Origin of the sequence: Rhizobium oryzihabitans, assembly GCF_010669145.1 — a bacterium.
Lineage (GTDB): Bacteria > Pseudomonadota > Alphaproteobacteria > Rhizobiales > Rhizobiaceae > Agrobacterium > Agrobacterium oryzihabitans.
In genome coordinates this window covers 1,333,361-1,351,410 of the sequence record NZ_CP048635.1, presented here as the reverse complement: position 1 = coordinate 1,351,410, position 18,050 = coordinate 1,333,361, and the positions used below count along the sequence as shown (strand labels likewise).

General features: G+C 59.4%; 14 protein-coding genes and 3 pseudogenes. 8 read left to right on the top strand and 9 right to left on the bottom strand.

The genetic code is table 11. The annotated features are described in order from the left end of the window. Positions 1-59: 59 nt before the first annotated feature. Positions 60-1,157, bottom strand: a complete 1,098-nt coding sequence (gene nspC, locus G3A56_RS23015; RefSeq protein ID WP_003498532.1) for a carboxynorspermidine decarboxylase — start codon at positions 1,155-1,157, stop codon at positions 60-62. 300 nt (positions 1,158-1,457) lie between these two features. Between nspC and G3A56_RS23010 the strand changes: the two genes are divergently transcribed. From G3A56_RS23010 to galE, 3 genes are all read left to right on the top strand, one after another. After that, positions 1,458-1,802, top strand: a complete 345-nt coding sequence (locus G3A56_RS23010) for an ElaB/YgaM/YqjD family protein (protein WP_003498530.1) — start codon at positions 1,458-1,460, stop codon at positions 1,800-1,802. A gap of 9 nt (positions 1,803-1,811) precedes the next feature. Next, entirely contained in the window at positions 1,812-2,246 is a 435-nt protein-coding gene (locus G3A56_RS23005; RefSeq protein ID WP_003498528.1) for a hypothetical protein, read from the top strand. A 196-nt stretch (positions 2,247-2,442) separates the two neighbouring features. Beyond that, positions 2,443-3,426 carry a UDP-glucose 4-epimerase GalE gene (galE, locus tag G3A56_RS23000; RefSeq protein ID WP_137067617.1) on the top strand — a complete coding sequence of 328 codons (984 nt, stop codon included), beginning with the start codon at positions 2,443-2,445 and terminating at the stop codon, positions 3,424-3,426. Between the two features lie 107 nt (positions 3,427-3,533). Here galE and G3A56_RS22995 read toward each other — a convergent pair whose 3' ends face one another. Continuing rightward, positions 3,534-4,109 carry a PRC-barrel domain-containing protein gene (locus tag G3A56_RS22995; protein WP_082185046.1) on the bottom strand — a complete coding sequence of 192 codons (576 nt, stop codon included), beginning with the start codon at positions 4,107-4,109 and terminating at the stop codon, positions 3,534-3,536. A gap of 237 nt (positions 4,110-4,346) precedes the next feature. Between G3A56_RS22995 and G3A56_RS22990 the strand changes: the two are divergent. After that, positions 4,347-6,063 (top strand): annotated as a pseudogene (locus G3A56_RS22990) (sensor histidine kinase). Between the two features lie 265 nt (positions 6,064-6,328). On the opposite strand, the pseudogene G3A56_RS22985 reads toward G3A56_RS22990, so the two are convergent. Together G3A56_RS22985 and G3A56_RS22980 are read right to left on the bottom strand one after the other, a co-directional pair. Beyond that, positions 6,329-7,311, bottom strand: a pseudogene (locus G3A56_RS22985) (sensor histidine kinase). A 101-nt stretch (positions 7,312-7,412) separates the two neighbouring features. Beyond that, entirely contained in the window at positions 7,413-8,207 is a 795-nt protein-coding gene (locus G3A56_RS22980) for a response regulator (RefSeq protein ID WP_035223533.1), read from the bottom strand. Positions 8,208-8,344: 137 nt separating this feature from the next. Here G3A56_RS22980 and G3A56_RS22975 point away from each other — a divergent pair, with 137 nt between their 5' ends. Continuing rightward, positions 8,345-8,551: a NepR family anti-sigma factor gene (locus G3A56_RS22975; protein WP_035243021.1), complete on the top strand. Its 207-nt coding sequence runs from the start codon at positions 8,345-8,347 to the stop codon at positions 8,549-8,551. Beyond that, complete coding sequence (locus G3A56_RS22970) at positions 8,551-9,117, top strand: RNA polymerase sigma factor (protein WP_035243019.1); 567 nt, start codon at positions 8,551-8,553, stop codon at positions 9,115-9,117. The genes G3A56_RS22975 and G3A56_RS22970 overlap by 1 nt, the downstream gene beginning before the upstream one ends. Before the next feature lie 67 nt (positions 9,118-9,184). Here G3A56_RS22970 and G3A56_RS22965 read toward each other — a convergent pair whose 3' ends face one another. Continuing rightward, positions 9,185-9,655 (bottom strand): Lrp/AsnC ligand binding domain-containing protein, encoded by a 471-nt coding sequence (locus G3A56_RS22965; RefSeq protein WP_003498512.1) that lies wholly within the window; start codon positions 9,653-9,655, stop codon positions 9,185-9,187. A gap of 174 nt (positions 9,656-9,829) precedes the next feature. Between G3A56_RS22965 and G3A56_RS29665 the strand changes: the two are divergent. Both G3A56_RS29665 and putA read left to right on the top strand, forming a co-directional pair. Next, a pseudogene (locus tag G3A56_RS29665) lies at positions 9,830-11,268 on the top strand (proline dehydrogenase family protein); the annotation flags it as partial. Next, positions 11,164-13,503 carry a bifunctional proline dehydrogenase/L-glutamate gamma-semialdehyde dehydrogenase PutA gene (gene putA / locus G3A56_RS29660; RefSeq protein ID WP_425503375.1) on the top strand — a complete coding sequence of 780 codons (2,340 nt, stop codon included), beginning with the start codon at positions 11,164-11,166 and terminating at the stop codon, positions 13,501-13,503. The pseudogene G3A56_RS29665 and the gene putA, both read left to right, overlap by 105 nt. A 40-nt stretch (positions 13,504-13,543) precedes the next feature. On the opposite strand, the gene G3A56_RS22955 is transcribed toward putA, so the two are convergent. From G3A56_RS22955 to amaB, 4 genes are all read right to left on the bottom strand, one after another. Further along, the gene (locus G3A56_RS22955) at positions 13,544-14,371 is read right to left on the bottom strand and encodes an ABC transporter ATP-binding protein (protein ID WP_082185050.1); all 828 of its coding nucleotides are present in this window, start codon (positions 14,369-14,371) and stop codon (positions 13,544-13,546) included. A gap of 8 nt (positions 14,372-14,379) precedes the next feature. Continuing rightward, on the bottom strand, positions 14,380-15,159 hold the full coding sequence (locus G3A56_RS22950; protein WP_082185051.1) for an ABC transporter permease subunit: 780 nt from the start codon (positions 15,157-15,159) through the stop codon (positions 14,380-14,382). Between the two features lie 21 nt (positions 15,160-15,180). Further along, entirely contained in the window at positions 15,181-16,134 is a 954-nt protein-coding gene (locus tag G3A56_RS22945; protein ID WP_082185052.1) for a sulfonate ABC transporter substrate-binding protein, read from the bottom strand. A 254-nt stretch (positions 16,135-16,388) separates the two neighbouring features. Continuing rightward, on the bottom strand, positions 16,389-17,918 hold the full coding sequence (amaB, locus tag G3A56_RS22940; RefSeq protein WP_082185054.1) for an L-piperidine-6-carboxylate dehydrogenase: 1,530 nt from the start codon (positions 17,916-17,918) through the stop codon (positions 16,389-16,391). Between the last annotated feature and the right edge of the window lie 132 nt (positions 17,919-18,050).

Below are 18,050 nucleotides of genomic sequence, written 5' to 3'. Positions count from 1 at the left end.
TCAGGTGATGCCTCCTTTTCCCCGCAGGGATGAGCTTCGTTTCATGTTAAAACAGGGGTTTAAGACAGGCTTTGCTCGAAATCGGCAAAGTCGAATTCGCGAACGGCGCGGACGGTGCCGTCGAGTTCCTTGATGGCGATGGTCGGCATCTTCACGCCGTTGAACCAGTTCTTCTTGACCATGGTGTAACCGGCCGCATCCTGGAAGGAGATGCGGTCGCCGACCTTCAACTCCTTGTCGAACCGGAAGTCGCCGAAAATATCGCCGGCGAGGCAGGATTTGCCGCAGACCATGTAGGGATGCTCGCCCTCGTTCGGAGAAACCTTGGCGGTTTCCCGATAGATCAGGAGGTCGAGCATGTGCGCTTCGATGGAGCTATCGACGATGGCGAGGTTCTTGCCGTTGAAAAGCGTATCGAGAACCGTCACTTCCAGCGTCGTGCTCTTGGTGATCGAAGCTTCGCCCGGCTCCAGATAGACCTGTACGCCGTATTTTTCCGAGAACTCCCGGAGACGGTCGCAGAACTGGTCGAGCGGGTAATTGTCGCCGGTAAAATGAATGCCGCCGCCAAGGCTCACCCATTCCGCGCGCGACAGGAGCGATCCGAATTTCTCTTCGATCTGTGTCAACATGCGGTCGAACAGCGAAAAATCGCCGTTTTCGCAATTATTGTGGATCATGAAACCGGAAATACGGTCCATGACCTTGTCGACCTTGGCGACATCCCATTCGCCAAGACGGCTGAAGGGACGCGCGGGATCGGCAAGATCGAAGCTTGAGGAGCTGACCTGCGGATTGAGCCGCAGACCCCGAGTAATGCCCGACGCCTTCTCCGCGAAACGCTCCAGCTGGCCGATGGAGTTGAAGATGATCTTGTCCGCGTTCGAGATCACCTCGTCGATTTCGTAATCGGCATAGGCGACGGAATAGGCGTGCGTTTCACCGCCGAATTTCTCACGGCCGAGACGGACTTCGTAAAGCGAAGACGAGGTCGTGCCGTCCATATATTGCGACATGAAATCGAACACCGACCATGTGGCGAAGCACTTCAGCGCCAGCAGCGCCTTGGCGCCGGATTTTTCCCGCACATAGGCAATCTTCTCCATGTTGCGAAGAAGTTTTGTCTTGTCGATGAGGTAATAAGGCGTCTGAAGCATGTCGTTTCACATATTGATTGAAGTCAAGGTACGTCTCGATGATGGGCCTTATATGATGCTTGTGACAGGAAAACAAATGTTCGGCACCGAATTCCCGGAAATTTGCCCCCGCCCTTAAATCTGCATGAAGAAAACATCGGAGACGCGGAACCAAGCATGCATCGGCGCGTTTGAATGGCGGACAGGCGGGTGTTTCGGTCGCCGGAACGAATGGTCTTGAGCGACAGAATGCACCTGCAGCGGCGGTCGGTTTGGCCCGCCGCAATTTCCATCAACGATGTTCCAGGAAGGACTTCACCTATGGCAAGCGTGCGTAGCAGCGTTAATGACAAGATCCAGCAATCCCTCGAAAGCGGTGATGCAGCCGACGTGGCGGCACAGCTTGCCCAGCTTCGCGAAGATCTCGCAAATCTTGCCAAGAGCGTTAAGGCGCTAGGCGTTGGCGCCTCGCATGAGCTGAAGGCGCAGGCCGCCCGCGTTGCCGACGATGCGCTGACCGCCTCCGGCGAAATGGCCGACAGCGTTCGCAACGAAATTTCTTCGCTGAACGACAATCTGACGGATCAGGTCCAGAAAAATCCGCTCCAGTCCCTCGGCATCGCCGTCGGCGTCGGCTTCGTGCTCGCTCTTCTCACACGTCGATAAGGCCGCATCATGCTTGAGGCATTGCTGGTCTATCTGGGAGACACCCAGCGCGAAGGACGCGTGGTGACGCGGCGTCTGCGCGCCACCATCATTCTGTGGGTGCTGACCGGTGTCTTTTTCCTGATCGCCTTCGTCGCCGCTGTGGTTGCGGGGTCGATCTATCTTGCCCGGCATGTCGGCGCCGGTCCTGCCGCGCTTGTCGTCGCCGGCACGGCGTTTCTACTCGGCGTCATCATGCTGGTGGCGCTGGCGATCGTCAAACGCCCAAGAGCCTATGCCGCACGGCCAGTCGCACCTTTGACGGCGGCACCCTTAACCGCAGCACCCCTCGCCCTGCAATCGCTGCTGACGCTGGCGATCCAGGCGCGGCCCTATGCAACGCTTGCTGTCGCCATGGCCGCCGGTTTTCTGGCGACACGGGCGAATACGAGGAAAAAGAAATAAACACGCCTCCGGGCGTGTTCTCGACACTTATTAAAACTCTCATGCAGGCTGCACATCCAGATGATGGATGCGCAGTTTTTTTTATGTTACCCGCGATGGATAGACTGGTTGCTGGCGCCTGCCGCCACGCCGCCCTTATTTGAACAAAGTGACATACAGTCTCGGCGCGTCCTCGTATTTTTCTGAAAGGCGATTGATGAAGAAGAAAGTCCTTGTCGTCGGTGGTGCCGGCTATATCGGTTCGCACACCTGCCTCCTTCTCTCCGAAAGAGGATATGAACCGGTCGTTTTCGACAATCTGTCTAATGGACATGAGGAATTCGTCCGCTGGGGACCTTTCGAGCAGGGTGATATTCGCGACCGGGCGCGGCTTGACGAAGTCTTTGCCAAACACCAGCCGGAAGCCGTCCTGCATTTTGCCGCGCTGATCGAGGTCGGCGAATCGGTGAAGCAACCGGTCGCCTTTTACGACAACAACGTCATCGGCTCGCTCAACCTTCTCTCCGCCGCCATCGATGCGGGTGTCACGGCCTTCGTCTTTTCGTCGACTTGCGCCACTTATGGTTTGCCGGAACAGGTGCCGATCGACGAAACGCACCGTCAGGCGCCGATCAACCCCTATGGCCGCACCAAATGGGTGGTCGAGCAGGCATTGAAGGATTACAGCACTTACAAGGGGCTGCGCTCGGTGATGCTGCGATATTTCAATGCTGCCGGCGCGGATTTCGAAGGCCGTATCGGTGAGTGGCACAAGCCGGAAACCCACGCGATCCCGCTTGCCATCGAGGCGGCACTTGGACGGCGTCAGGGGTTCAAGGTGTTCGGCACGGATTACGACACCCGTGACGGCACCTGCGTGCGTGACTATATCCACATTCTCGATCTCGCCGACGCCCATGTGCGGGCAGTGGATTATCTGCTGGCGGATGGTGAAACGGTTGAACTGAACCTCGGCACCGGCACCGGCACGACGGTGAAGGAATTGCTGGCGGCGATTTCGGAAGTGTCCGGCCGCCCCTTCCCCGTGGAATATACAGACCGCCGCGATGGCGATTCCACAACCCTTGTCGCCAATAATGACAAGGCAAAGGCGGTTCTCGGCTGGGAACCGCGTTATTCGCTGGCCGACATCATCAAATCCGCCTGGGCCTGGCATTCCTCGCGCAACGCTGGGGACTGAACACCTGCAGGTGTAAACAGCACAAAAAAGACACCGGCCTTTTGGCCGGTGCCTCTCGCGAGACGGCTGGTGTCAGCCAGTCCCGCTCCTGCCTCCCAGGTATGGGATTAAGGCTTTGTAGCGGAAGTGGTCGTGCTGTCGGGAGCAGCAGGTGTCGCGGCATTCTTTTCACTGGTCTTCTGCTCCAGCGTCTTGAATTCCGGAGCCGCCTTCAGCGTTTCCGCCGTCTCCGTCGTCGTCAGACGGATTGTCCCGTCCTCAGCATTCCGCGTCATTGTCACCTTGTCCATGGGAACAGCCACATCCTTGGCGCCGATGCCGAGGAAGCCGCCGACGCCGATCACGGCTGCGACAAGACCGCCATCTTCTTCCATGATGAGGTTGGTGACGTTACCGATGCTTTCATCAGCGGCGGTGTAGACCGATTTGCCGATATAATCATTGGCGCTGATCTGCGCTTCACCCTGCTCGGTGATATAGGCGCCGCCCGTCGTTGCTGCCGCGCTGTCATTGGCCATAGGGGCCGCCGGCGCCATCGGGGTGGCCGGGGGCGTTGCCGGCTCGGTCTGCGCGCTCGGATTTGCAGGTGCAGGCTGGGTGGTGCCCTGAGCGATGGCAAGCGGCGCGAAAGCCGTCGTGCCCATCAGGGCAGCGGTGACGAGTATCGTAAGTTTCTTTGCCATTTTCGTACCTTCCTTTCATCGTTCTCAACTGGCCGGGCGGTGAATGAATTTCGTTTCCGCTCCATGACCGGTTCGTCTTGCAAACGGGTTGATCGTTGAAATAGTTCCGATTTTTTCAATCATGCCGATGCAATTGTGGCGTGTCGCGACAACCGGGGGTAAAAATCAGGCATTGCTAAAGGGGCTGGCACGCTATTATCCCTGACGTAACAATGCAGTAACTGCCGGAGTTTTTGTATGCCTCAACCCGGCAAAAAAATGAAAGACGTGATCTCCGCTTTGCGTCGACGCAGCGCGAATTTTTTCCCGACCGCATCCATCGGCACCTATCTGGTGGTGATGGCAACCGTCATTACCCTGCCGCTTATTCTTTTCGGCGGCTATCTGATGCTGCGTCTCGAAGCGGAAAAACGCGATGACCTGCAACGCGAGACGATCGAGGATGCGCGGGTCGTCAGCCGCAATATCGATCGCCGCCTGCAGGAAATCGCCACCTCCCTCAATCTGCTGTCGCAATTCCCCGAGCTTGAAAGCGGCAATCTTTCCGCCTTTCAGGGACGTGTCGCCGAAAGTCTGAAGCGGGAGGGCTTTTCGCCATTCTCGCCACCAAGGACGGCCAGCAGCGCCTCAATACCCGCGTGCCCTATGGCCAGCCCCTGGGCAAAGTGCCGGCCGAGGCCAATCTCGCCAAGGCGATCGAGTCCCGCCGCATCACCGTCTCGGACATGTTTTTCGGCGCGACCAGCAAGGAATGGGTATTCAACGTCACCATGCCGCTCAACCCGGAACTGGGTTCGGCCGGAGACGCCCTGATCCTGACGCAGAATGCCAGCGACCTCAGCCGGCTCATCCCCACCGAAAACCTGCCGCGCAACTGGGTGGTCGCCATCATCGACGGTACAAGTCGCGTCGTCGTTTCCAGTTCGCAGGGTGAGGCGGAGGTGGGCAAACCCTTCGTCACCCCCGCCGTTCTTTCGGAAATGCAGGCCTTCAGCGGCAATTTTTTCGACGGCAAAGGCAATCTTTACGCTTACGCCCAATTGCCCGGCTGGCAATGGAAGATCGTGATGTGGGGACCGCTTGCAGCAAGCCAGGCGGCACTGGTGGATACCTGGCGGCAAATGATGATCGGCAGCCTGATGCTGGTGCTGATCGCCGTCGGCGGCGCGTATCTGGTCGGCCGGCAATTGCGGATGTCCATTCGCGACCTGACCCATATGGCCGAGCGCATCGGTGAGGGCGAGATCGTGGCACCCGTCGACACCAAGATCAAGGAGGCCAACCAGGTTGCCATTGCGCTCTCCAACGCCTCCTTCGACAGAAGTCAGTCGGAAGAACGGCTGCAATTGCTGCTGCACGAACTGGTTCACCGCTCCAAGAACATTCTGACGCTGGTTCAGGCCATGATCCGGCAGCTGGGTCGCGAAAACAAAAGCATTCCGGAATTCCAGAAAGAAGTGGATCATCGACTGCGCGGTCTTGGAATGTCGATCCGGGCACTGGCCGAGGTTCAGTGGCAGGGTCTGCCGATCCGCAAGCTGATCGAGACACACCTCGACGTCTTCGGCACCGTATCGGAGCGTTTCGTGCTTTCGGGAGACGATTTCATGCTTTCGCCGGAAGCGGCGCAGAATTTTGGCCTCGTGGTACATGAGCTGACGACAAACTCCATCAAATATGGGGCCCTGTCAGTTGCGGCGGGGAAGATCAACGTCGGCTGGACGGCTTTCGAAAAAGACGGGCGGCAGATGATCCGTCTCGTCTGGACAGAAACCGGAGGCCCCCTGCCATGGAGCCGACCCGCAAGGGTTTCGGCACCACCGTTATCAAAAGGCACGCCGAAGGCGCATTCGGCGGACAGGTAACGACGGAATATCGGGAAACCGGGTTCGAATGGTCGCTTGAAGCACCCATGCGCTACTTCATTCCCAAGCGGGCCGAACAGCCGCACTGAAGGATAAACCACGGGCAAAATCTGGCCTTTGTCAAAAAAATGCATTTTATGGGAACCGAATCCGGCGACATGCATTTTTACTGCAGGCCAAGCAATTCCCCCGTCCCCGCCTGAAGCTTGGCTGAAAATAAACAGGTTTCGCCCCTGAAAACCTGTTATAAAAATAGCACGGCTCTCATACGAGCCGTGCTTTTTTATTGCGCTTTTTGCACGATCGAAGCCGGGTCACGCCTGTCAGGCCCGACCTGCACATCCGGCAATCCTCTCAAGAATCTACGCTATCCCCGGTGGGAAATTTCAGCCGGTAGACGATCCGTTCCGGTGTCAGCTGATATTCGGCGCTTCCGCCCAGTGCGGATGGAACCACCTTTTCAAGCACAACGCTGCCAAAACTGCCGCGCCGGGTCTCTGCCGGCTCTTTCGACGGTTTGATCGGCTCTATCCATTCGACGATGTAGACATCATCTTCCTGGCGACACTGCAGCGATATCGGCGGATGATAGGCAAGATTGCCGCTGTGGCTCACCGTATTGACGACCAGCTCGTGGAAGGCGAGGCCGATATAAAGCGCACCATTTGGATTGAGCAGCAGGTTTTCCCCTTCCATGTGGATGAGGTTTGGATATTCCGGCACATAAAGATCGAATTGCTGGCGAAGAAGTTCGAAAATACGAGCGCCCCTCCAATCGGAATCGGTGATGAGATCCTGACTTTGGGCCAAGGCATGCAACCGCCCCGGAACTTGCGCAGAAAATCATCCTTGGTGAGGCTGAATCGAGCCGTCTGGCCCGCAAGGCTCTGGATGATAGCCAGGAGGTTCTTGGAACGGTGGCTGACTTCACGCAGCAGTGAGCGCAAAAGCTGCTCGCGCCGCCTTTCCGCTGTCACTTCCCGTATGGTGGTTTTCAACACGGTCTGGTTCGACTGATTGAAGGTGGAATAGACCTGAAACTGGAAGACCCGGTCATTCCCGGCATTGACTTCCAGCATGCCCCGGCTGCCCGCGGCATTCATATCCTTTTTAAGTTCGGCAAGCCGCGCAGAGAGATCGTTGCCGAACAGGTTCTCATCGGTCGGATGGGAATCTGCCGGCAAACGCCAGACATCCGGCAGGTTGGCCACGAATATGTAATCGCGGTTCCAGTCCTGCAGCATGACTGTTTCACCCGAGTCGAGCAACGCAAGGACGAGCGAATCGTGAAGCTCGCTCTCGTTCCTTTCCGCGTTATGCCATGCCAGCCGATGCAAATTCGTCTCCTTGCAGAAAGCCGCGGGATAGCCCCACGACCGTAACCGCCAACGCCCAGATACCCCACTGGTTCCCAGTTCGTCCGCGGTTTCGGCAAACTTCACGCTGCGACGCGAGAGCTTTCGTTAAAAAACAGAGCCTGGCTGATAAGTGCTTTTACCATATCCGGGTTAAACGGCTTGGTAACGAGGAAGGTCGGTTCCGGACGTTCACCCGTCAGAAGCCGTTCCGGGAAGGCCGTGATGAAGATCACCGGCAGGGACGTCATCTGAAGGATATCCTTCATCGCATCGAGGCCGGAGCTGCCATCCGCGAGCTGGATGTCGGCAAGGATCATTTTCGGCTGGGTGCGATGGAAGAGGTCGAGCGCCTCGGTATGTGTGCGGGCAATGCCCGTGACGCGGTGGCCGAGATCGGTGACCATCTGCTCGATATCCATGGCGATCAGAGGCTCATCCTCGATAATCATGATATCGGTCGCCACCTGGCGGGCGATTTCCGAAGCCGCCTCGTCGATCAACTGGCCGACGCGATCTTCGGACACTTTCAGAACCTCTGCTGCTTCCGAAGGCGTGAACTCCTCGACCGTGGTCAGAAGGAAAGCCTGACGGGCGAGAGGCGGCACGGCGGAGAGGTTCGCAGAGGCGCGTTTTTCCCATCCCGACAGGTTTTCGTCGGCCTTAATATTGATCGTGACGGAACTAAAGATTGATACAAACAATTGATAGAGCGAAGCCCGATCGCTGCTTGTCTGCGGGAAGATGCTGATATCGGCAATCAGAGCTTCGAGTGTTGCCGCAACATAGGCATCGCCCGTGGATTGTGAGCCGCAAACGGCACGCGCGAACCTGCGCAGATATGGCAGGTGCGGTGCGATGCGTGTAGAAACTGACATGGAATTCTCCCCTTTCATGCGGCCTGCAACGCAAACCCAAGATAGCAACGTGCGCATCGCAAAAAAAGTTCCGAAGCGTCGGAACTATTTTTTTCACCGCGCATTCTTTGCTCGACACAAAAGGAATACCGGACGTTATGAACATATTTCAATCGGACCAAGACTCGCCGGACAATCCGGCCGCCCCCCAGGTTCCGCACTCCGGGCGGGCGGTGATTTCCCGCAAGCTCAGAGAACTTTACGATGCTGTTCAGGATGAAGGCATCCCAGATAAATTCCTCGATCTTCTCGAAAAACTTGATGAAGCCGAAAGCAAAGCCAAAATCAAGGCTTCGGAGGAATGATGGCGAAAGAGCCGGAGCAGACAGAATATAATTTCAAGCGGGAAATGCTGGCAGCGCTGCCAAACCTGCGAGCATTCGCGATTTCGCTTATCCGCTCAAGGGACCGCGCCGACGATCTTGTCCAGGATACGATCATGAAAGCCTGGGCGAAACAGGACAGCTATCAACCGGGCACCAATATGCGCGCCTGGCTGGTGACGATCCTCCGCAACGAGTTTTACAGCCAGATCCGCAAATCCGGTCGCGAAGTGCAGGATACGGATGGGGTTTACACCTCGCGCCTGTCAGTGCCGCCTGAGCAGCATGGATCGGTCGACCTGCAGGATTTTCGCACGGCGCTCGCGAAGCTGCCGGACGATCAGCGCGAAGCGATCCTCCTCATCGGAGCCTCGGGCTTTGCTTATGAGGAAGCTGCCGAGATTTGCGGCTGCCCCGTCGGCACGATCAAGAGCCGCGTCAGCCGCGCAAGGTTGCGCCTGCAGGAACTCCTCGGCATCGAGAACGAAAACGAGTTCGGCCCGGACGCGCAGATGAGCGCGGTAACCGCTGCGGCAACGGCGCGTTGAAATAACGGGATTCACCAGGCAATAAACGGGTAGGCAAACGCCTGCCCGTTTTTCGTTGCTCGCTTCGCTAGATGCCGGTTTCTTTGACCGACTGCATCACCACGAATGTGGAGGTGTTGGAAACCGATGGCAGGCTTGAGATTTTTTCGCCGAGCACCCTGCGGTATTTGCGAATGTCACTGGTACGCACCTTCAGGAGATAATCGAAGGCGCCTGCAATCATGTGGCATTCCTCCACTTCCTTGATCTTGCGCACCGCAGTATTGAATTCCTCCAGCGCCTTTTCCCGCGTATCGGAAAGCTTCACCTCGGCAAAGGCGATGTGATCGACCCCAAGTTTGTGCGGATTGAGAACGGCCCGAAAGCCGAGAATATAGCCCTCGTCCACCAGCCGTTTCAGCCGCGTCTGGCACGGCGTCTTGGAGAGGCCCACCCTTTTTGACAGCTGCAGCACGGACATGCGCCCATCTTCACTCAGGGCCTCAAGAATCTTGAGATCGAAATGATCCAGATCGTCTGTTTTATGACTATTTGCCATGTAATTTCACGCCTAAATCGAGCAATAAAAGTTCATATTTCCTGTTTTAATCCAAAAATAGGGCCATAGCAATTTCCGCGGCAATGGTATTGTACCCGCCAGGATGAAAAGCGGCGGGCGGAGGACACGCTGCCGCCGACGGTCTGTCTTCAACGCTTTTTCAGGATCTTCAGAATGGCCGATGGTGCAAGCAACGCCAGTGTAGCAGTGAACGGTATTTTCCAGAATTTTGCGCCGCCGGTGCGCGAACAGAGCCTGCTGCGCAAGGCGATTACCGCCGCTTATCGCCGCCCCGAGGAAGAATGCCTTGCGCCGCTGATCGAGGCTGCGACCGTCACGCCCGAGCAGGCGAGCGCCATTCGCACCACGGCTGCCAAGCTGATCGAGGCACTGCGCGCCAAGACCAAGGGCACGGGGGTCGAAGGGCTGGTGCAGGAATATTCGCTTTCCAGCCATGAGGGCGTGGCCCTGATGTGCCTTGCCGAAGCGTTGCTGCGCATTCCAGACACCGCCACCCGCGATGCGCTAATCCGCGACAAGATCGCCCGCGGCGACTGGAAGTCCCACATTGGCGGCGGGCGTTCGCTTTTCGTCAACGCCGCCACCTGGGGTCTCGTCATCACCGGCAAGCTGACCTCGACGGTCAATGATAGCGGCCTCTCGGCGGCGCTGACCAAGCTGATCGCCCGCGCCGGCGAACCAGTCATCCGTCGCGGCGTCGATATGGCCATGCGCATGATGGGAGAGCAATTCGTCACCGGCGAAACCATCGGCGAAGCGATCAAGCGTTCGAAGCCGCTCGAAGAGCAAGGCTTCCAATATTCCTACGACATGCTGGGCGAAGCCGCGACCACCGCCAAGGATGCGGAACGTTATTACAAGGACTACGAAAACGCCATCCACGCCATCGGCAAGGCGTCTGCCGGCCGCGGCATCTATGGCGGCCCCGGCATTTCCATCAAGCTTTCGGCGCTGCATCCGCGTTACGCCCGCGCCCAGGCCGAGCGCGTGATGGCGGAGCTGCTACCGCGCGTCAAATCCCTAATGCTGCTCAGCAAGAAATACGATATCGGCCTCAATATCGATGCGGAGGAAGCCGACCGGCTGGAACTGTCGCTCGATCTTCTGGAAGAGCTGGCGCTCGACAAGGACCTTGCGGGCTGGAACGGCCTCGGTTTCGTCGTGCAGGCCTATGGCCGCCGCTGCCCCTTCGTTCTGGATTACATTATCGATCTCGCCCGCCGCTCGGGCCGCCGCATCATGGTGCGTCTCGTCAAGGGCGCCTATTGGGACGCGGAAATCAAGCGCGCGCAGGTGGAAGGGCTGGAAGACTTCCCGGTCTTCACCCGTAAGGTCCACACGGACGTCTCATACATCGCCTGCGCCCGCAAGCTGCTCGCCGCACGCGATCTGGTCTTTCCGCAATTTGCGACCCACAATGCGCAGTCCATGGCGACGATCTACCATCTCGCCGGCCCCGGCTTCAAGCTCGGCGACTATGAGTTCCAGTGCCTGCATGGCATGGGCGAACCGCTTTACAGCGAAGTCGTCGGCAAGAAGAAGCTCGATCGGCCCTGCCGCTTCTACGCCCCGTCGGCACGCATGAGACGCTGCTGGCCTATCTCGTCCGCCGCCTGCTGGAGAACGGTGCGAACTCTTCCTTCGTCAACCGCATCGCCGATCCTGCCGTGCCGGTGGACTCCCTGCTGGAAGACCCGGTTGCCGTCGTCAAGGCCTATACTGTTCCCGGCGCGCGTCACGACCGCATCGCCGCCCCCGAAGGCCTGTTCGGCCCGGAACGCAAAAACTCCGCCGGTCTCGATCTTTCCAGCGAAACGACGCTCGCCGCACTGGACAAAACCCTGAAGGCAGGTGCTGCGACGGAATGGAAAGCCACCGCGCCGCAGGCAGGTGGCAACACGCGCCCGGTTCTCAATCCCGGCGACCACAATGATATCGTCGGCCATGTGACGGAGCCGACTGAAGCCGATGTCGAAGCCGCCATGCAGCGGGCGGCAGCCTCAAGCTGGCCGTCCACCCCGGTGGAAGAACGCGCCGCCTGCCTGGAGCGGGCCGCCGACGCCATGCAGGCCGAAATGCCCGCCCTGCTCGGCCTCATCATGCGCGAGGCGGGAAAATCCATGCCCAACGCGATTGCCGAGGTGCGCGAGGCCATCGACTTCCTGCGTTATTACGCAGCGGAAGCCCGCAGGAACTTCAAATCCGGCGAGGCCCCGCTTGGCCCCGTCGTCTGCATCAGCCCGTGGAACTTCCCGCTCGCCATCTTCATCGGTCAGGTGACGGCGGCGCTGGTTGCCGGCAATCCGGTGCTGGCAAAGCCCGCCGAAGAAACGCCGCTGATTGCGGCGCAGGGCGTGCGCCTTCTCCATGAGGCAGGCGTTCCACAGGACGCCGTGCAGCTTCTGCCGGGCGACGGCAAGACGGGGGCGGCCCTTGTTGGTTCACCTCTTACAGCCGGTGTGATGTTCACCGGCTCCACGGAAGTGGCGCGGCTCATTCAGGGCCAGCTTGCCGGCCGGGTTCTAGCCAATGGCCAGCCGGTGCCGCTGATTGCCGAAACCGGCGGCCAGAACGCCATGATCGTCGATTCTTCCGCACTTGCCGAGCAGGTGGTCGCCGATGTCATCGCATCCGCTTTCGACAGCGCCGGCCAGCGCTGCTCGGCATTGCGCATCCTCTGCCTGCAGGAGGATGTGGCGGACCGCACGCTGACGATGCTGAAAGGCGCGCTACATGAATTGCGCATCGGCCGTACCGACAAGCTCTCCGTCGATGTCGGCCCCGTCATTACCGCCGAGGCGAAGGGCATCATCGAAAAGCACATCGAGGGCATGCGCGGGCTCGGCCATCGCATCGAACAGATCACGCTTGCCGGCGAAACCGGCAAGGGCACCTTCGTGCCGCCGACGATCATCGAGATGAAATCGCTCGCCGATCTGAAACGCGAAGTCTTCGGCCCGGTGCTGCACGTCATCCGCTTCAAGCGCGACAATCTCGACCGGCTGATCGATGAAATCAACGCCACCGGTTACGGCCTGACCTTCGGCCTGCATACGCGCCTCGACGATACGATCCAGCACGTCCTGTCGCGCGTCGCCGCCGGCAATCTTTATGTGAACCGCAACATCATCGGCGCCGTGGTCGGCGTGCAGCCGTTTGGCGGGCGCGGCCTTTCCGGCACCGGCCCCAAGGCCGGCGGACCGCTTTATCTTGGCCGCGTGACACAGACCGCGCCAAAGATTGATCGTGTCGCCAGCCAGCAGGACCAGGCGGCCGTCGATCTTGCCCGCTGGCTGGATGAAAACGGCCAGACCATCGCGGCTGAGGCCGCAAGGCAGGCTGCGGCCCTTTCCGGCCTCGGCTTTGAAACAGAACTGGCAGGCCCGGTCGGGGAGCGCAATGTCTATGCGCTGCATCCGCGCGGCAAGGTTCTGCTGATCCCCGCTACGGAACAGGGGCTGTATCGCCAGCTGGCGGCAGCACTTGCCACCGGCAACTCGGTCGTCATCGACAATGCGTCGGGACTGGAAAAAGCGATCTATGGATTGCCGGCAACCGTCACCTCGCGCATCGCCTGGGCTGACAACTGGGAAAAATCCGCACCCTTCGCCGGCGCGCTGATCGAAGGTGATGCGGAGCGTGTCGTGACGATCAACAAGAAGATCGCCGCTCTGCCCGGCCCGCTGGTTCTGGTTCAGGCTGCGACAACGGAAGCGCTTTCCGGTGAAAGCCAGCCCTATACGCTCGACTGGCTGGTGGAAGAAGTCTCGGTCAGCGTCAACACCACGGCCGCCGGCGGCAATGCCAGCCTGATGAGCATCGGCTGATAAATAACCCGGCAGGGCCGAGGCCCCTGCCGGCCAACTCCTATCCACTGATCTCGCCACGCCCGAAGAGCTGGTTCAGGACCTGCTCTTCCAGCTTTGCAAATTCCGCTGTGCCGTGACGGCGCGGTCGCGGCAGTTTCACATCGAGATCAAGCGCAATGCGTCCTTCATCGATGACGACAATGCGGTCGGCAAGCGCAACAGCTTCCGAGACATCATGGGTGACGAGAACGGCGGTGAATTTCTGCTTGCGCCAGATGCGCTCGAGCAGAAGCTGCATTTCGATGCGGGTGAGTGCATCAAGTGCGCCGAGCGGTTCGTCCAGCGCTAATATTTGTGGATGGGCCACCAGTGCGCGCGCCAGCGCCACGCGCTGCTTCTGACCGCCGGACAGGACATAGGGCCACTCGCCCGCCCGATCCTTCAGCCCGACTTCGTCGAGAATGGCAAGCGCCTGCTCATTCGCGGCCTCGCCTTTGGCAATGCCGGTCAGGCCCACGGACACATTGTTTGCAATGCGCTCCCATGGCAGAAGGCGCGGCTCCTGAAACATCATGCGGGTGCGGCTCGATGCGTCTTTCGAAACGGTGCCGCTTGTGGGCGCATCGAGACCGGCCAGGATACGCAGAAGCGTACTCTTGCCGCAGCCGCTCTTGCCGATGATTGCCAGAAACTCGCCTTCCCGCACATCGAGATCGATGCCGCGCAGCACCGGCTTGTCGCCAAAGGTCTTGGTCAAATTTCGGAAGCTGAAGGCGACCTTGCTGTCGTTCTGCTTGCCGCGCTGTTCAACCTTCGGCTCCGCCCCGGGCGGGGAGGATGGCGGGGCATCGGGGCGTCTCAACGTCGTAACATTGCTGGTCGACATGGGTTACCTCAGACTTTCTTGAAGGCTGGATGCCATTGCAGGAAGATGCTTTCGAGGAAGCGGGCGAAACTGTCCGCCAGCTTGCCGAGAAGCGCATAGATGAGGATCGACAGCACGACGACATCGATCAGCAGGAACTCGCGCGCCTGCATGGCCATGTAGCCGAGGCCGGAGGACGAGGAGATGGTTTCGGCCACGATAAGCGTCAGCCACATGATGCCGAGCGCATAACGCAGGCCGGTGAAAATGGAAGGCAGCGCACCGGGCAGGATCACCCGCCGGAACAGGGTGAAGGGCGACATGCCATAGGTGCGGCCCATCTCCACCAGTTGCGGATCGACACCCTGAATGCCGAGCAGCGTGTTGATGTAGATCGGGAAAAACACCCCGAGTGCCACAAGGAAAAGCTTCGCCTCCTCGTCGATGCCGAACCACAGGATAACGAGCGGAATGAGCGCCAGATGTGGGATGTTGCGGATCATCTGCAGCGTTGTGTCGGTGAAGCTGCGGGAGAATTTGGAAAGGCCATTGGCCAATCCGAAAATGAAGCCGATGGAGCCGCCAATGGCGAAACCCACAAGCGCACGAGCGGAACTGACGCCGATATTGGCGAGAAGCTCACCCGAAAGCAGAAGCCGCCAGAAGGCTTCCGCGACAGCGGAAGGGGCTGGCAGCACATTGGCGGAAATCAGACCGGCACGCGCCGCCGCCTCCCAGCCCGCAAGAATGAGTGCGGGGAGCAGCCAGCCTGTGATGCCGCCAATCTCGATACGCTTTCCGGTGCTCATGGCATGCCCTCCGGCTCTTGCTCAGTTGGTCGCGCCCGACCAGACGGCATCGCTGATGCTGATCTGTTTCGGGATCAGGCCGAGACGATAAAAGCGGTCGGCGGTTTCCTGCTGGCTGGCAACGATCTTGTCGTCGATCTTGGTAATCCCGAATTCTGAGCGGTTGGCGGCAAGCGTCTGCGCTTCCAGCGGCACACCCGTCACCTCGTGCAGCGCTGCGGCAACCTTGTCACGGTTCGCGGCAGACCATTTGGCCGCTTCGCCCAGGGCATCGATGGTGGTGTTGATGGTGTCCGCATGCGACTTTGCGTAGTCGCGATTGGCGAGGAAATAGGTGCTGACGTTGAGGACATCGCTGGTACGGGCGAGCGTTACCGGTTTGTAGCGAGTCTCCGCAATCGCATAGAAAGGATCCCAGACGGCCCAGGCGTCGATCTTGTCGCTGGCAAAAGCTGCGGCGGCATCAGCCGGGGTGAGATAGACCACCTCGATATCGCTGAATTTCAGGCCGTTCTTCTCCAGCGCCGCCACCAGCAGATTATGAGCACTGGTGCCCTTGCCGACGCCGACCTTCCTGCCCTTGAGATCTGCAACCGACTTGATGCCGCTCTCCGGCTTGGTGAAAACCGCCTCGCCCTTACCGTTCGAGGGCAGGGCCGCAACATACACGATGGCCGAACCGGCCGCCTGACCAAAAATCGGCGGTGCATCACCCGTCCAGCCAACATTGATCGAGCCGACATTCAAGGCCTCCACCAGCGGCGGGCCTGCAGTGAATTCGACCCACGACACTTTGACGCCCTTGGCTTCAAGCGGCTTTTCGATGACGCCCTGTTGCCTTGCGATCACCGGCAGACCGGTTTTCTGATAACCGATCTTCAGCTCTTCCGCCGCCTTAGCCTGCAAAGGCAGACTGGATAATGCCGCAACGGCGAGAATGCTGGCGGAGAGGGTACGGCGGGTGATGACTGGCATTTTATCTCCTTATCACCGGCGCTGTGCCGGTTTGCGATATGGAGCAATGCTAGGGTTTTCCATTAAAACGATAGAGAGACGATAATTCAATATCAGCAATCTTGCGGGAATAAAATTCCGCAGAGAGGCCGCTTTCCCGCAAATCATCGCAGGCGCCCTTGTATGAACCCTTTCGACAAGCAAATGCCGGTGCGGAACGAACCGCACCGGCATAATGGATCAATGTCACAATCGCGTTCAGACCTGCGAGCGATTTATTCGATGTCGAAGGACACGCCCTGCGCCAAAGGCAGAGCCTTGGAGTAATTGATCGTGTTGGTAGCGCGGCGCATATAGGCCTTCCACGCATCCGAGCCGGATTCGCGGCCGCCGCCGGTTTCCTTCTCACCACCGAAGGCACCGCCGATTTCTGCGCCCGAGGTTCCGATATTGACGTTGGCAATGCCGCAATCCGAGCCTTCCGACGACAGGAAACGTTCCGATTCCTGAATGTCGCGGGTGAAGATCGATGACGACAGACCAGCGGCGACGGCGTTATGCGCGTCGATTGCCTGATCGAGATCGCTGTACTTCATCACGTAAAGGATCGGCGCGAAGGTCTCTTCCAGCACCGGTCCAGCCTGCTTCGGCATTTCGACCAGAGCGGGCTTGACGTAATAGGCATCCGGCGCACCCGTATCCACGCGGCCGCCGCCATTCACCACACCGTCATGCGCTTTGGCCGCTTCGAGCGCCTTCTGCATGCCGTCAAAAGCCGCCTTGTCGACCAGCGGGCCGACGAGTGCGGAGGTTTCCAACGGGTTGCCGACGGAAACGGAGGCATAGGCCTTTTTCAGGCGCGGCACGAGCTGGTCGTAAACACTGTCATGCACGAAGAGGCGGCGAAGCGTGGTGCAGCGCTGGCCGGCCGTGCCCATGGCGCCGAAGGCAATGGCGCGCAGCGCCATGTCGAGATCGGCAGAGGGGCAGACGATGCCGGCATTGTTGCCGCCAAGTTCCAGAATGGCGCGGGCGAAGCGTTTCGCCAGACGCGGACCGACATCGCGGCCCATGCGGGTGGAACCGGTGGCCGAAACAAGCGGAACCTTGGGGTTGTCCACCAATGCCTCACCCACGGCGCGGTCACCGATCAGAAGCTGCGAAAGACCTTCCGGCGCATCGCCAAAACGGGCGGCCGCGCGCTCGAAGATGCCCTGCACGGCAAGCGCCGTGAGCGGGGTCTTTTCAGATGGCTTCCAGACCACCGAATTGCCGCAGACGAGCGCAAGCGCCGCGTTCCACGACCAGACCGCAACGGGGAAATTGAATGCCGAGATGACGCCGACAACACCGAGCGGATGCCAGGTCTCCATCATGCGATGGCCAGGGCGTTCCGTGGCAATGGTGAGGCCGTAAAGCTGGCGGGAGAGGCCGACGGCGAAATCGCAGATATCGATCATTTCCTGCACTTCGCCGAGACCCTCGGACGGCACCTTGCCCGCTTCCAGCGAAACAAGGCGGCCGAGGTCGGCCTTGAAGGTGCGCAGCTCTTCGCCCAAAAGCCGGATCAACTCGCCACGGCGGGGTGCCGGCACGTTGCGCCATGTCTTGAAGGCCGCATCGGCCTTCTCGACCACGGCTGCGACATCTTCGACCGAAACGGTCCTGAGGCTGGCGACCTGTTCACCCGTAACCGGGCTGAAGGACGCCATGTCGCCACCGATGTAAAGATCGCGGGCAACACCCATCCGGTCGAGCAGGGCCGCGGCTTCCTTTTTCACGTCAAGCTTCGTGGTCGCATCCATGTCCAATTGTCCTTTTTGGCTCAAAGGGGAGGAAAGGCCGTTTTTGATACGGCTCTTTCAACTCCCGTCGCTGTTCTTTCCCCGAATTTGTCATTCTGTGAAACGGCCTCCGCCGCAACCGGCAAAACACCA